Annotated in this window: 14 protein-coding genes; 5 read left to right on the forward strand and 9 right to left on the reverse strand. The window is 59.7% G+C overall.

What is annotated here, in order from left to right; translation table 11 throughout:
* Positions 1-438: formate--tetrahydrofolate ligase (locus tag K2Q04_RS21080; RefSeq protein WP_291167301.1), on the reverse strand; the 438-nt coding region annotated here is incomplete at its 3' end.
* Between the two features lie 236 nt (positions 439-674).
* On the reverse strand, positions 675-1,538 hold the full coding sequence (locus tag K2Q04_RS21085; RefSeq protein WP_291167304.1) for a DMT family transporter: 864 nt from the start codon (positions 1,536-1,538) through the stop codon (positions 675-677).
* 104 nt (positions 1,539-1,642) lie between these two features.
* On the opposite strand from K2Q04_RS21085, the gene K2Q04_RS21090 reads away from it, so the two are divergent.
* The 5 genes from K2Q04_RS21090 (at position 1,643) to K2Q04_RS21110 (ending at position 6,154) form a co-directional block, all read left to right on the forward strand.
* Entirely contained in the window at positions 1,643-2,560 is a 918-nt protein-coding gene (locus tag K2Q04_RS21090; protein WP_291167307.1) for a LysR family transcriptional regulator, read from the forward strand.
* A gap of 186 nt (positions 2,561-2,746) precedes the next feature.
* Positions 2,747-3,106, forward strand: a complete 360-nt coding sequence (locus K2Q04_RS21095) for a hypothetical protein (protein ID WP_291167309.1) — start codon at positions 2,747-2,749, stop codon at positions 3,104-3,106.
* A gap of 94 nt (positions 3,107-3,200) precedes the next feature.
* Positions 3,201-4,106 carry a LysR family transcriptional regulator gene (locus K2Q04_RS21100; protein WP_366935778.1) on the forward strand — a complete coding sequence of 302 codons (906 nt, stop codon included), beginning with the start codon at positions 3,201-3,203 and terminating at the stop codon, positions 4,104-4,106.
* 243 nt (positions 4,107-4,349) lie between these two features.
* Positions 4,350-5,549: an NAD-dependent formate dehydrogenase gene (locus tag K2Q04_RS21105; RefSeq protein WP_291167315.1), complete on the forward strand. Its 1,200-nt coding sequence runs from the start codon at positions 4,350-4,352 to the stop codon at positions 5,547-5,549.
* A gap of 65 nt (positions 5,550-5,614) precedes the next feature.
* Positions 5,615-6,154, forward strand: a complete 540-nt coding sequence (locus K2Q04_RS21110; protein WP_291167318.1) for an HPP family protein — start codon at positions 5,615-5,617, stop codon at positions 6,152-6,154.
* A 19-nt stretch (positions 6,155-6,173) separates the two neighbouring features.
* Here the strand turns inward: K2Q04_RS21110 and K2Q04_RS21115 are convergent, their stop codons facing one another.
* The 7 genes from K2Q04_RS21115 to K2Q04_RS21145 all read right to left on the reverse strand — a co-directional run bounded on the left by K2Q04_RS21115 (position 6,174) and on the right by K2Q04_RS21145 (position 15,223).
* Positions 6,174-8,414 (reverse strand): family 2A encapsulin nanocompartment cargo protein cysteine desulfurase, encoded by a 2,241-nt coding sequence (locus tag K2Q04_RS21115; protein WP_291167321.1) that lies wholly within the window; start codon positions 8,412-8,414, stop codon positions 6,174-6,176.
* Complete coding sequence (locus K2Q04_RS21120; RefSeq protein ID WP_291167323.1) at positions 8,401-9,312, reverse strand: family 2A encapsulin nanocompartment shell protein; 912 nt, start codon at positions 9,310-9,312, stop codon at positions 8,401-8,403. Before K2Q04_RS21120 ends, K2Q04_RS21115 begins: the two co-directional genes overlap by 14 nt.
* 92 nt (positions 9,313-9,404) lie before the next feature.
* A complete protein-coding gene (gene epsC, locus K2Q04_RS21125; protein WP_291167326.1) occupies positions 9,405-10,391 on the reverse strand; it encodes a serine O-acetyltransferase EpsC in 987 nt (328 codons plus the stop codon).
* Positions 10,392-10,537: 146 nt separating this feature from the next.
* Entirely contained in the window at positions 10,538-11,590 is a 1,053-nt protein-coding gene (locus K2Q04_RS21130; protein ID WP_291167329.1) for a cysteine synthase A, read from the reverse strand.
* A gap of 286 nt (positions 11,591-11,876) precedes the next feature.
* Positions 11,877-12,599: an HAD family hydrolase gene (locus tag K2Q04_RS21135; protein WP_291167332.1), complete on the reverse strand. Its 723-nt coding sequence runs from the start codon at positions 12,597-12,599 to the stop codon at positions 11,877-11,879.
* 182 nt (positions 12,600-12,781) lie between these two features.
* Positions 12,782-14,461 (reverse strand): globin-coupled sensor protein, encoded by a 1,680-nt coding sequence (locus K2Q04_RS21140; RefSeq protein ID WP_291167335.1) that lies wholly within the window; start codon positions 14,459-14,461, stop codon positions 12,782-12,784.
* A gap of 504 nt (positions 14,462-14,965) precedes the next feature.
* Positions 14,966-15,223: an EF-hand domain-containing protein gene (locus K2Q04_RS21145; protein ID WP_291167337.1), complete on the reverse strand. Its 258-nt coding sequence runs from the start codon at positions 15,221-15,223 to the stop codon at positions 14,966-14,968.
* Between the last annotated feature and the right edge of the window lie 107 nt (positions 15,224-15,330).

The following is a 15,330-nucleotide window of genomic DNA, read 5'->3' on the forward strand; positions in this document are numbered from 1 at the left end:
GACGATCGCCGACAGCATGTTGTGCGCCGCGGTCACCGCGTGGAAGTCGCCGGTGAGGTGCAGGTTGAGCAGCTCCATGGGGACGACCTGGCTGTAGCCGCCGCCCGCCGCGCCGCCCTTGACGCCGAAGCACGGCCCGAGCGACGGCTCACGCAGCGCCGCGATCGCCTTCTTGCCGATATGGTTCAAGCCGTCGGAGAGACCGACCGTCGTCGTCGTCTTGCCCTCGCCCGCCGGTGTCGGGCTGATGGCGGTGACGAGGATCAGCTTGCCGTCGCTGAAACTTTCAATGTCTTTGAGGTAGTCGAACGAAATTTTCGCCTTCGTCCACCCGTAAGGAATTAGCGCTTGCGATGGGACGCCGACCTTGGCGGCAACCTCCGCGATGGGTTTTATTTTTGCTTCGCGTGCAATTTCGATGTCGGACTTCACGGACATGCTGTTGCTTCCCCTCAGGACGCGAGAACCCGATGCAATCCGCGCAGGCGAAGGCCGGCTGTCCGAATTGGCGGCGTTTTTCGCGACTCCAGTTTCCGGGGACGTCTACTATCACGAAACTTTCGTTCCTTCCAAGCAACTTTCGCTGTGCGCCTCCTATTAGTAATATTTACCGTCTTGGCGCGACCCCGACGGAGAAGCTCCAGACCATAGGCAAAAAGGCTGAAAGCACCGAATCAGGCCGATCCGGAGAGCACGGCCGTTCCTGCCGCGATCATCGCGACGGCAAGCCATTGCTGGCGGCTGACGAGTTCCTTCAGGACGAACTTCGCCAGCACGACGGTCACGACGCTGAAAGTCGACGCAACGACCATCGTGATGTGAGGATTGCTGGTCGTCGATCCCGCAAGAAACGCGATATAGCCGAGCGTATCGAGAAGTCCCTGAGCACCGACGAACGGGATCCAGGCACGCGGGATGGCGATGCTGCGACGCTGCACGGCGAGCATGACGCCAACCAGCAGAAAGCCACTCAAGCGTCCAAGCCACAACGTCTGCAGTTCGCCGATACGCTGCGCCGACGCCTGCCCCGTCGTGACGAGTACGACGTAGGCGAGGCACGCGCCGAGTGCGATGATGATCGTCTTGCGCAGCTCTTTACGATCGGACGCCGCAAATTGCGGATGTCCTTCCGCGCTTCGCGCGATGAGGATGCCGCCGAGAATGATCACGACCATCGCCGCCCACTGGTAGAACGTAGGTCGAAGCCCCATCGCTACGTTGACGACGAGCACGAAGGCTGGGTGCGCTGCAACGATTGGGGCGACGATCGCAACCGGACCGCGCGCCAAACCCGCGTAGAGCAGCATACACATTGCGGCAACGCTTAAACCGTGCACGATGGCGAGCGCACATCCGACGGGGGTCCAGATGAGTCTCTCGCCACTGACGGCGATCCACACCGACGACGTTATTACGCCGATCAGCAGCACGACGGCGTACGTCAATGTCGCCCCGAGCGCGCGCGAGCTGAAGCGCGCCATGAAATCCGCAACCCCGAGGCTTGCGGCGCTCGCAATGCCGAATAGGACAGAGTTCATTGAACGCCCTGTGCCATGTTGCGATGGCCAGAACAGAGACCGCGACCATGCCCGCGCCACGCACCGCTGATCAGTTTTTCTGCTTCCCCAATGAGGACACGCCCATGGCCAAGAGCATTGCTTCCTTCTCGCGAAACCTCGATTGGAATCTGCTGAAGACGTTTCACGTGATCGCGCAGTCCGGAGGCATCAGCCGCGCGAGTGGAACACTCAGCCGGAAGCAGCCGGCATTGAGCTTGGCGCTCAAGCGGCTCGAATCGCAGCTTGGCGTGAAGCTCTGCGATCGGGGACCGAGCGGCTTCGCGCTGACTGATGAAGGCATGCTGATCGCGGACTCCTGCGGATCGATCAATGGACTTGTGCAGCAGTTGCCGAAAAAGGTCTCCAAAGCGGGCGACAGTGTCGCCGGACGTGTCTCTATCCAAGTTGTTTCCTGTCTGGTGTGCGATCAGCTGGACAGCGCCATTTCGCGCTTCCATGGCAGTCACCCCAAAGCCGAGATCATCATCGATATCAAGACTTGGGATTCGGTTGCAGGCGCCCTCCTGCGCGAAGAGATAGACATCGGCGTGGCTCCCGCGAGCTCTCTGCGCAGCGACCTCAAATACGATTTTCTGTTCAACGAGGTCCACCGGCCGTACGTCGGCCCGGCACACCGGCTCTTCGGCCGGACGTTCGACGATCCGGGCACCCTCGCATCGGAAGCCTTCATTCTGACTGGCGCCGATGAACCGGGCGCATTGACCGAGTTCAGAACCCGTCATGGTCTTGGCCGCGTCGTTGCCGGATTGTCGGAGCATCTCGACGCTGCCAAGCGGCTGACCCTGTTGAACGTAGGCATTTGCTTCCTGCCCGAGAGATTTGCAGATCCCGATGTTCAGGCCGGCCGGCTCTGGCCTGTCCTCCGAGAGAGCGAGCGGCCATCATCACCGGTTTTCATAATCACCAACCCCCGCGCACCGAGAAAACTCGCGCGCCAGTTGCTGCTGTCGGAAATCAGCGGTTCGCTCGAAACTTATTAAAGCTCGGAACATCATTGCGTGCCTGTGCGGACCGGCACCTTGCCGTGCGCTGCAACATTAATTCTCGCAATGCTGTCGATTGAAATTTTCGATCTTTTACGTCTTGGGGGCACGCGTGATGCTGTTCGTTGCCCCCGGTGCTTCGGCTGGCGGCTGTGTGACGTCGACATAGGAAAACGAGCGCTCATGTTTATGATGTCGGACCTGACGATCTCTGCCTTCCCTCGGGCGCTCATTCAGGGGCGGCGTCAGCCGAAATTCACCTTCGTCGATCCGGTTCCAGTTGGGCCAGCGATAGGATGCTATCGCGGGCATGAGTTTCCGGAATACATGCGCGACTCATCAGGGCGCCTCTTCATTTTCTCAGGCATCGCGTCGACCCGCCGCGACGGACAACCGATTGCGGACAATCTTCGAACTGGCGAGGTCCTCGCGATACCCGGACTCATTTATCGCCTCATCGAAGACCCAAATTCAGAACGAATGGCACGGCCGTTCCGCGACGAGGAAAAATGCTTTCGGCCGGCGGAAGTTTCCATGAGGTGATCTCGGACGTCACATACCGCTGGCATCGAAATAGCTGAAACGCTATATCGTGCGCTTTTAGGATGTGATGGGCTGAGCCGTGTTCGTTCGACAGATGAGTTACCTGGTTGCCTTGGCGCGTGAAAAGCACTTCGGGCGCGCGGCGGAGCGTTGCCACGTCACGCAGAGTACGTTGTCGTCCGGCCTCAAGGCGCTGGAACGCGAACTCGATATGCGTCTCGTGATCCGCGAGCCGAGATTCATAGGGCTCACTCCCGAGGGCGAGCGCGTGGTCGAATGGGCATCGCAAATCATCTCGGACTACGAAAGCCTGAAGCAGGACGTCGAAGGACTTCGTCAAGGGCTGAAGGGAATATTGCGGCTGGGCGTCGTACCAGCGGCAATGCCGGCCGTCGCCAAGCTGACGTCTCCGTTCTGCGCCAAATATCCTAATGTGGCGATCGACATTGAATCGATGTCATCGGTTCAGATTCAGAGCGCCCTCGACAAATTCGAGATCGACGCCGGGCTCACCTATCTCGACAATGAGCCCCTTTCCAATGTGCGCAGGAAGCCACTGTATCGCGAGCACTACCTCTTCGTGACGCACAAAGATAATCCAATCGCTCAGAGCGATACGGTCACCTGGCGGACGGCGGTAAGCGAAAATCTATGCCTGCTGCAAGAGAGCATGCAGAACCGGCGCGTTCTGAACAACATCACTCGTTCGTTAGGTCTGAAGCTTTCGCCGACCATTACGTCGAATTCGTTTCTCGCCGTCTGCTCACACGTCTGCAGCGGAGAATGGTCGAGCATCATCCCGCACACGTTTTCCTATATTTTTGCAGGATGCAATGAACTCGCCCTGATCGACATGGTCGAACCGGTACACAGCCAAGCGATAGGCCTCGTCGCTTCTGATCGCGATCCGCTGACGCCACTGGCCCACGCATTGATGCGCTGCGCCGATCGGCTCGACCTTGAAGCGGAGCTCAGCCTTAAGTCGCTCCATAGCGTTTGATCGATGGCATCAATCAGCCGTTAAATACCATTTGTTTGACCCAAAACGGTGCTGCCTCGACAGTCCACGCACCCCGGCAAGCGGACGGCTCCATAGAAAGCCAGCGGTCAGGGTGAGGAAGCGCGAGGAGCGACGCCGGCCGGCCAAGGCCACGAAACGTCTCACCTCCATGACTATATGTCATTCGTCCGGCGCCCCCTGACGAAGCGCCGCCTCATGGCCAATTCCATGAAGGAGATCAACATGGCAAAAATCGTATGTGTCCTCTATGACGATCCCGTCGACGGCTACCCTAAATCCTACGCCCGCGACGACATCCCGAAGATCACGAAATATCCCGATGGCCAGACGACGCCGACACCTTCGGCCATCGATTTCAAACCCGGCGCGCTGCTCGGCAGCGTCTCAGGCGAACTCGGCCTGCGGAAATTCCTTGAAGCCGCCGGTCACACGCTTGTCGTAACGAGCGACAAGGACGGAGCGAACTCCAAGCTCGATCAGGAACTGCACGACGCGGAAATCGTCATCTCGCAGCCCTTCTGGCCGGCGTACATGACCGCCGAACGCATCGCCAAGGCTCCCAAACTTAAGATGATCATTACAGCTGGTATCGGATCCGATCATACCGATTTGCAAGCTGCGATGGACCGCAACATCACGGTTGCGGAAGTCACCTATTGCAACAGCAATAGCGTGGCCGAGCATGTCGTGATGCAGATGCTCTCGCTCGTCCGCAACTACATCCCCTCGTACAATTGGGTGATCAAGGGCGGCTGGAATATCGCGGATTGCGTATCGCGCTCCTACGACATCGAAGGCATGCACATCGGCACCGTTGCAGCTGGCCGCATCGGCCTTCGCGTACTGCGTCTGCTGAAGCCCTACGACGTCCACCTCCACTATCTGGATCGCCATCGCCTCCCCGAGGCTGTCGAGAAGGAGCTCAACCTCACCCACCACTCGAGCCTCGAAAGCCTGACCAAGGTTTGCGATGTGGTGACGTTGAACTGCCCGCTGCATCCCGAAACCGAGCATATGATCAACGATAAGTCGCTCAAGAACTTCAAGCGCGGCGCCTATCTGGTCAACACGGCGCGCGGGAAGCTCTGTGATCGCGACGCCATCGTTCGCGCTCTCGAAAGCGGGCAGCTCGCCGGCTACGCGGGCGACGTGTGGTTCCCGCAGCCTCCGCCGCAGGACCACCCGTGGCGCACCATGCCTCATCACGGCATGACGCCCCACATCTCGGGCACTTCCCTCTCAGCGCAGACGCGCTACGCTGCAGGCACGCGCGAGATCCTCGAGTGCTATTTCGCAGGCAAGCCCATCCGCAACGAATATCTCGTCGTGCAGGGCGGCAAGCTGGCGGGAGTCGGTGCGCACTCCTACAGCGCGGGCAACGCGACCAGCGGCTCGGAAGAGGCCGCGAAGTTCAAGAAGTAGCGAACTCCAGTCGCCGAAGCACCCGTTGTGCTTCGGCGACCCCTCGCCTTGCCATCATGGATGCAATGACCCAAATCGATTCTGATGTATCACCGGCATCTTCGCAGAGCCGCGCCGTCGCTTGGCTGTTCGCGAGACCATGGCGCCTTGCGGCATTCGCGGGCTTGGGTTCCTTTCTTACGATCCTGCTGCTGACGATCGCCAACGCGACAGAAATTGCGCCGCTGCTCATCGCGCCATTCGGAGCGAGTTGTGCACTGGTCTTCGGTGCGCCCGCGAGCCCGTTGGCCCGGCCGTACAATGTCGTCGGCGGACACCTAGTAACGGCAGCATGCGGACTGCTTGTCGCGACATGCATCGGATCATCGCCAATAGCGATCGCGCTTGGCGTCGGCATCGCCATTTCGGCGATGCTCTTGACGGATACGCTTCATCCGCCGGCTGGCGCCAACCCGATCGTCATCGCATTGGCCCATTCAGGATGGACGTTTCTAGTCGCGCCCATCGTGATTGGCGCAACCTTCATCGTAATCTGCGGTTCGCTGTATCACCGGCTCGTCACCGGCCATTCCTACAAGCTCACCCTTTCGAGGCGCGCCCGATAAGAACATTGCCCGAGACCGGTTAGAGCCGCGTCAGCCCCGTCTCGGCTTGTATGTCCTTCAGCGCACCAACCAGCACATCAATCTCGCCGCACGTGTTGTAGAATGCGAACGACGGCCGGACCGTTGTCTCCTGGCCGAAGCGTCTCAGGATCGGCTGCGCGCAGTGATGCCCGGAGCGCACCGCGATCCCATACTTATTGAGACGCGACCCGATCTCTTCGCTTGGTATGCCCTTCAATGTCAGCGAGATCACGCTCGCCTTCTCGGGCGCGGTCCCGATGATCCTGAGACCTGGGATCTGCAGCAACCGCTCCGTCGCGTATACGAGCAGCTTGTGCTCGTAATCGGCGATGTTCTTAAGCCCGATGCGTTCGACGTAATCAATTGCTGCACCCAAGCCGACGGCATCGGCGATATTGCCGGTGCCCGCCTCGAACCGTTGCGGCGACTTGTGAAACTCGACCCGCTCGAACGTCACGTCGCGGATCATGTTGCCGCCGGTCTGGTAAGGCGGCAGCGAGTCCATCAGCGCCTTCTTGCCGTAGAGGACACCAATGCCGGTCGGGGCGAAGATCTTGTGGCCGGAGAAAACGAAGAAGTCGGCGTCGAGATCCTGCACGTCGACCTTCATGTGCGACACTGACTGCGCGCCGTCGATAAGCACGCGAGCGCCGACGCGATGCGCCATTTCGACAATTGTCTTGGCGGGCGTGATCGTACCGAGCGCATTCGATACCTGCGTGAACGCGACAAGCCTGGTCCGGCTGTTCAGCAGCTTCCCGAACTCATCGAGCAACAACGCGCCGCAGTCATCGACCGGCGCAACCCTGAGTTTCGCGCCTTTTGCGAGGCAAAGCTGTTGCCACGGTACAATGTTGGCATGATGCTCGAGGTTGGTGACGACGATTTCGTCGCCGGCCCCGATATGCTGCTGTCCGAAAGTAGCGGCGACGAGATTGATCGCTTCAGTCGCGCCGCGCGTGAAGATGATCTCTTCAGCCGATCCCGCGCCGAGAAAACGCACGACTTTCGAGCGCGCGCCCTCGTAGGCGTCGGTTGCCCGAGCAGCAAGCTCGTGTGCCGCGCGGTGAATGTTCGAGTTTTCGTGCTCGTAGAAATATTTGAGCCGATCGATGACGGACTTCGGCTTCTGCGTCGTCGCCGCGTTGTCGAACCAGATGAGCGGACGGCCATTGACCGTCTCGTTCAAAATTGGAAAATCGCGGCGAACGCCATCGACATCGAAACCGGTGCCACCCGATGCCGGCAGCCGCGCCGGCGCTTGGACGCCCGGGACGCTGATGCCACTCGCAGACGGCTCTCGCCGGTCCAGAAAATAGAAACCCGATCCGACATCCGCACCGCGCCCATTCGCGTACGGCTCTGCTGCAAGCGGCGCCAAAAGCGATCTGAGTTCGGCTTCGAACGGCAGGGCGATGCGGTCGTACTGGCGGATAGACCCGCCCGAATGCGGCGTCTCGATGCCGGTATGATTGGATAGCACCTCGGGCGGCGGCGTCGCCGGCGGAGGCTGCGGAGGCGAAGACTGGGAAATCCCAGGGAGCGCATCCGTCGAACGCGAAGTTTCCGGCCGAGCAGGTATGTCCCGCGAGCCGCCAAATCCGGAAAGCGATGGCCCGGCATCGACGCTCGATGGCAACAGAGGATCTGGTGTGCGCGTCAGGGTGTCGACGCCCTTGAGATCGATGACCGAGACTTCGCGCGTCGAAACCGGAACGGCAGTCGCTGGCGCGTCAATGCCCGGAGGCGATGTGAAGTTTGTCGTTGATGTTGATTGAGCGACGGCTTGTCCAGCTGCTTCCGGCGGAGACGCTCCGAAACCAGGGAGCGAAGGCCCGGAAAGGGTGCTCGACGGCGGCGAAGGAATAGCGGCACCGACGAGGCTGTCGAATGCGCGATCATCAATCGCGGAGCGATCGAACGGTGATCCAATCGCAGCCGTTGGCAACGCGCCCGAAACTCCATTCGACGGCACAGGCGACGCGGCAGCCGCCGCGGCATGCGGCGCTGACGAACCGGCGACCTCAACCGGCGAAGCGCCGAATCCTGGTAGCGAAGGCCCTGCCGATACCGGCAACGATTGACCCGGCAAAGCTGCGTAGAATGCGTTGGCGAGCTTCGTCAGCGTCGCGACGTCCGGAAGCCCTGCCGGCGGTTGAACGCCGCCGCTGGGATCCCGCGCCGCTGCCGCCAAAGCATCGAGGTCGGCAGCACCCGATCCGGGATTAGCTATAGACATGATACTTGCCCACCTCGACGTTCTCCAGAACTCCCAGCGCATCGTCCGTCAAAACGGCGAGCGAGCAATAGAGCGAGACGAGATAGGAGGCGATCGCCTGATCATTGATGCCCATGAAGCGGACGGAAAGACCTTTGGTCAGTTCGCCCGGCAGCCCCGGCTGGAAGAGACCGACGACGCCCTGCTTGGCCTCGCCCGTTCTGATCAGAAGAATGTTGGTTTTTCCGCCCTTCACCTCGAGCTTGTCGGACGGAATGAGCGGGATGCCGCGCCACGTGAGGAACGGCGAACCGAATAGCGTGACGGTCGGCGGCGGTACGCCGCGACGGGTGCATTCGCGTCCGAACGCTGCGATCGCCTGCGGATGCGCGAGGAAGAACGCAGGCTCTTTCCAAACCTTGGCAATCAGCTCGTCCAGATCGTCGGGCGTCGGCGGACCGGAACGCGTTTTGATCTTCTGCGAGGCCGCAGCGTGCGCAAGGAGGCCGTACTCCTTGTTATTGATCAGTTCGCTCTCCTGGCGCTCCTTCACCGTCTCGATCGTCAGGCGAAGCTGCTCTTTGATCTGATTGTGCGGAACGCTGTAGAGATCGGAAACGCGCGTATGAATATCGAGAACCGTCTGCACAGCGCTCAAAAGATACTCGCGCGGATTCTCGATGTAATCAACATAGGTTTGCGGCAGAACACGCTCGTCGCGCACCGAGCATGCCACTTCGACGCTATCGGCATCGCGCACCTTGTTGACGCGATATATGCCCGCTTCGACCGGCACCCAGCTCAGAAAGTGCACCAGCCAACGCGGCGTGATGCTCGACATTTGCGGTACGGTCTTCGTCGCGTTGGCTAATTGGCGTGCCGCAATATCGCCTAGCGCCGTTTGGGCTTCGTCTGCCATGGCATCCCTATCTCTGCTATATTAGAGTGCTAAATTTCGTCAGCACGCTTATCTGTAGAAAGAACGCACTGGTCAACGATGTTATATTGGAATTAGATGCCCGATCCGTGATCAAACGTTTCAGAACGCGCCTGCGCCTGCACGATCGTGCTGTTCGGCGGAACGCTGCGCGTCAGCCAGATATTGCCGCCGATGGAAGAGCCCCTGCCGATCGTGATCCGACCGAGAATGGTCGCGCCGGCGTAGATGACGACGTCGTCTTCAACGATCGGATGGCGCGGCTCACCTTTGACCAGCGCACCACCTTCATCGACCGAGAACCGTTTCGCCCCGAGCGTCACCGCCTGATAAATCCGCACGCGTTGACCGATGACGGCGGTCTCGCCGATCACGACGCCGGTGCCGTGGTCGATGAAGAATCTCCCGCCGATCTTCGCGCCCGGATGAATGTCGATGCCGGTTTGCGAATGCGCGAGTTCGGCGATAATGCGCGCGATCACGGGTGAACCGAGAAGATGCAGCGCGTGCGCGACGCGATGATGCACAATGGCTTTGATGCCCGGGAAACTCAGCAGAACTTCTTCTGTGCTCTTTGCTGATGGATCGCCTTCGTAGGCCGCACGAATGTCGCTTTCCAGAAGCTCATAGATTTGCGGCAGCTCGCGTGAGAACGCCGTGACGATCTCCTCGGCAGAAAGCAAACTCTCGTGCGAAGCCCGCTCTTCATCGACGAAAGCGTGTTCGCGCCGAACCTGGTCGAGCAAGATATGCAGGGCCGCATTCAGCGTGTTGCCGACAAAGAACGCGATACCTTCGTCGCTATGATCGAACGCGCCTGCATGACGCGGAAACAGCGACGCGTAGATGCCTTGTATGGCTTGTTGAAGTTTCTCGGGACTTGGTAGCGGCGCGCGGCGATTGCCCGCCTGGAGCACTCTTTTGCTGCGCCCCCTCGCCTCCCTGAGTTCGGAAACGATGGTATCGATGTTCCAAGGGAAAACGGGTTTTTCCGTGTTCGAATCGCTTGAAAGCAAACGGGGGCCGGCCGCAAGAAGATCATGTACCACGATCGAAACCATCCGGAATTTTTGCGGATCATCAGTCGTCCGGAATGTTAGATTTTCGCGGCGTCATAACGAACAAAGAATAACTGCTTTGCTTATGACGACAGCAAGATAGGGCGACGGACGCGCAAGGTACACGCCGCAACTAGGCTACCTAGGCCTCAACCCGGCAGGAAAACGTTGGGAACATCCAGTTGCTCTGAAGCGAGCCACGCCGGAACCGGCAAGCCCTTCGCCCGCAGGAATTCGGCATTGAAGAGCTTCGACTGGTAGCGCATTCCGTGATCGCAGAGGATCGTCACGATCGTGTGGCCCGGCCCCAAGCTCTTCGCCAAACGAATAGCGCCCGCAATATTCACGCCCGTCGAAGCACCAACGCAAATCCCCTCCGCTTCGAGCAGCCGATGCGTTATGGCGACGGCCTCGTCGTCCGGGATTTGATAAGCTTCGTCGGGCGTGAAACCTTCAAGATTGCGTGTGACCCGGCCCTGCCCGATGCCTTCGGTGATCGATGAACCTTGGGCTTTGAGCACGCCGGATGTGTAATAAGAATAGAGCGCCGCTCCCGGCGGATCGGCAAGCGCGACCTTGATGGCTTTGTTCTTGTTCCGGAGGCCGAGCGCGACGCCGGCCAGCGTTCCCCCGGTTCCGACGGCGGCAACGAAGCCATCGATCTTCCCCGCGGTCTGCTGCCAAATCTCTTCGGCCGTCGTGCGCGCGTGGCCGTCGCGGTTCGCAGGATTGTCGAACTGATTGGCCCAGCAAGCGCCGTTGGGCTCGCGAGCCGCAATCGCCTCGGCAAGGCGGCGCGAATAGTGCACGTAGTTATTGGGATTTGCGTAGGGAACCGCCGGCACCTCGACGAGCTTCGCGCCGAAGATGCGGAGCGTCGTCTTCTTCTCAGCCGACTGCGTATCGGGAATGACGATCACGCTGCGCAAGCCATAGTGCTTGCCGACCAGCGTCAATCCGATGCCCGTGTTGCCGGCGGTGCCCTCGACGATGACCCCGCCCCGTGCGACCGCGCCCCGCTTCAACGCGTCCTCGATCAGGAATACTGCAGCCCTGTCCTTCACGGATTGGCCGGGATTCATGAACTCGGCCTTGCCGAGAATGGTGCAGCCCGTCTGATCCGAGGCTTCTTGCAAACGCACCAATGGCGTATTGCCGACAGCATCGACGATATTCGATAGAACGGGCGAGTCTTTCATCATCGCAATCCCCAGACAGCGGAGAGTCGCGCGGGAGGCGCACGATCTCGGCGAACATGGGGCCTGCAAAATACCAAGCGCTCCCACCGCGGACTCATTACCTCTGTCCAGTTCGCCCAACAATTGGGTCGACGGGAATTTGGTATGATGTCTGTGGGTCGCGGTGACGCAGAGATCGAAGGAGAATGCGCGGAACGCGCGATCCGTGACCTCAGATGTTGACTATTTGCCCTTTGGATCGTTCGGGCGAAAGCTACGGCCTGCATTGAGCTCTCCGGCCGGAGCCTCGTTACAGCGCCGCACTGCGTTCATTCAGGACGTTGGCGAGGTCGAGAATGCTATCGATCACGATATCCGCGTGCGGCTCGAGATCGGCGCGACGGGACGGACCGGTCAGCACTCCGACGCACAGCCCGAAACCCGCGCGACGGCCCATTTCAAGATCGTGGGTTGAATCTCCAATGATCGCACAAGCGGAAGGCTCGAGACCAACGACTTTCGCGAACGCCAATCCCATTCCGGGTTCGGGCTTCGCACCGTGTCCGCTATCGCAGCCGACGCGAAATTCAAACATCTCGAGCAAGCCCCCGAAGCGCCCGAGCGATGCTTCGAGACCATCGAACGTGTCGTTCGTCGCCAGCCCCAACCGGTATCCCGAAGAGCCCAACCTTGCGAGTTCCTCTGTCGCGCCGTCGATCAACGTCGCGTACTTGGCTCCGCCCTCGCGAAAATTCCTTGCAATGATTTCGAGCAGATTTGGCGGCGCGCGCTCCTTCAGAAAGTCTGCAAAGCTCACGGCGAGCTCGCTGGCGTCAGCCCCGACCAGCACCGCTCCAGGCGTCGCGAAATCTGTATCCGGATCGTGGCCGCTTGCTCGCAGCAGCTCCGCGGCAAGATCGACATCCCCACCCGCCGCGTCGAGCGCCATCATTCGATTGATGGGCACCCACGTCCTGTAGAAATCCAGAATTGTGCCATCTTTATCGAAAAGAAGACCTTTGATCTGGCCCATCAACTATTCAATCCTCATTGCCCGACGATCCGCGAACTATCGGACCATATTTTTGGATAACCCGGCAAAGCATCGGCGCGCAATCGCGCTGCCCCATCTCGCCGTCCGGTAACGTCGGACCTCGTCCGACAGAAGTCACGTAACTGCCCGAAACCAGCTACGAGACCTTGCGTCCATCGTTCTCAAAACTCTTCCCACTCAGGCTTATCATTCGCGGAAGCGGCACGTCGGGACGGCGCGCTCGTTTTGCCGGACGATTGCAGCAACTTCGGCGTGATCTTGGAAGCCATGCGATCCGCGGTCTTACGAAGCGACGCGACGCCGCTTGCCCCTAGCGTGAACTCGCTGACGAGGCGCGAGAGTTGGCTGGTCTCCTGACCGAGACTGTGACACGCAGCGGTCGTCTCCTCCACCATGGCGGCATTCTGTTGCGTGGTCTGATCGAGATCGTTGATCGCAATGTTGACCTGTGCCAACCCCGTAGCCTGTTCTTCGGCGGCGTGGGCAATGGACAAGATCATCTCGTTGATGCTCGTCACGTGCGAAATGATTTGTTCGAGTGTCGCCCCGCTGTCGGAGACTAAGCGTACACCATGATCCACTTGCTCGCTCGAGCGAGAGATCAGTGACTTGATTTGCTTCGCTGCTTCTGCGGAGCGCTGCGCGAGCGCCCGTACTTCCGACGCGACGACCGCGAACCCCCGCCCGGCATCGCCAGCGCGCGCGGCCTCGACGCCCGCGTTGAGGGCCAACAGGTTTGTTTGAAAAGCAATTTCGTCGATCACGCCGATGATCTTCGCGATTTCCTTCGAGGAATTTTCAATATCGGCCATCGCGTCCATGGCCTCGCGAACAACCTTTCGGCTTGCTTCCGCCGCGCCTTTAGCCGTTGCCGCCACATCGCGGGCATGAGCGGATTCGCTCGCGGTTTTCGTCACTGTCGTCGTGATCTCCGCCAGCGCAGCAGCGGTTTCCTCGAGGCTTGCCGCCTGCTGCTCGGTGCGTCGCGACAGATCATCGGCCGCCGACGAAATCTCCTTGGTGCCGGACACCATCGCATCGGCGCTTGCCGCGACGTGTTGGAGCGCGGCTTCGAACTGCTCCACAGCGGAGTCAAATTCACGTTGCACACCCCGATAGGCGACGGGCAGATCGTGCATCATGCGTGAGGTCAAATCCTTTTTGGCAAGCTTCGCAATGGCAGTGCTCATTGCGGTCAAGGCTGCCGCGCGCTCGCTGTTGGCCGCTTCATCTTGGCCTTTTCTCTCGGCCTCCCGCTCCGCTTCCTCAGCGCGCTTGCGATCCGCTTCAAGCGCGATCTCCCTTTCGAGCTTCAATCGCGCGGCCTCCGCAGCTTCCACGTAAATGGAAATCGAGAGATCCATATCCAGCATCATGGCCTTCACCAACGCGCCAAGGCATTGGCCGACTTCCTCAGGACCTTTTCTTTGGCGCCCGAACGAGAAGCCTTTTTGCCACGTATCGTTCAGAATGGATTTGATGAGGTGTTGAACGACAATCGCATAGCCACCGATGTACCAGCGCGGTTCAAGGCCGATACGCGCATGAGCCTCGCCGACCCTCCGAACATTGGCGAAATACTGCTCATCGAATCTTGCCGCGCTTATCGACTCCCAATGAGCGATCTGGGCCCTCTTCGCCGAATTCATGTGCGCCGGATTCTTGAAGAACTTGCGGCTTTCGGGCGTTTCTTGAACGGTGCGATAGAACTGCTCTAGGGCAGCCGGAAGCTCTCCGTCGATAATGTTTTTGATGCTGCGGATGCTCGCGCATTGATCGCTATCGAGCCCGATGAAGGCGAGGCGGTCATTCAGTGTAGTGTTGCGCGTTTCATTTTCCATCGTTGTGCCTTGTATCCAACCCGGGCGCTATCGGCCCATGCACCGCGAACAGAAAACGAATCGCGTCGTCGGGTTCTATACCGCACGGATGATGGAAATATTCATTCGCATATGGAAAAATTGATCTCTGTTACTCACGATCGGTATCTGCCCAGAAACTGCACGATCGCACTTTTTTAAATCACGCTGACAATGGTGTGTACCATCCGACGCGTCGTCTCTCCGGGGCCTTTCGCATGAGAACATGCTCGCCGGTTCGCGCTCGGTTCGACAATCGCTAAGGAGAAGCGATGAGCTATACCTTCATTTGACGTGGATCAATGCTCCACGCATTCCAAGACCACAAAATGCACCGCCCGCATTACGCGAAGCGAACCGAGACGCGATGCGTTCTCTCAGCACGACGCCACCGTCCGCACATCGACAGCAACCAAAATAAAGAACGATCGACGCGAGCTTTCCACGCGCCGATCGGACCAAAGCGCTTAACGCCATTCTGCCACGTTATTTGTGCACCAGGCCGTTCGCGCAACCAGCCTTGAACTCATCCCAATTGATCGCGCCGTTTTTGTCGGTGTCGAGCTGCACGAAGTTCTTGACGAACGGCTTCGCCTGGTCCGGGCTGAGGTCATGCCCGCCGGCCTTCTTCCAGACGTCAGCGCACTCGTCTTCTCCCAACGGTGTCTGCGCTTCCGCCCGCACGATCGCCCCGGCAGTGCAGGACAGCACGACCAAGGACCAAACGATGAGGGATTTTCCCATATGGAACTCTCCTACCTAGATGAGTGCGCTCGAAATGCCTCGGCGCACGTCCTCCAAGTAGATGCCGCGAATGGGCGTCGCGCATTAACGGCGTCGGATTGTGATTG

This window comes from Hyphomicrobium sp. (assembly GCF_019753045.1).
Classification (GTDB): Bacteria; Pseudomonadota; Alphaproteobacteria; order Rhizobiales; family Hyphomicrobiaceae; genus Hyphomicrobium_B.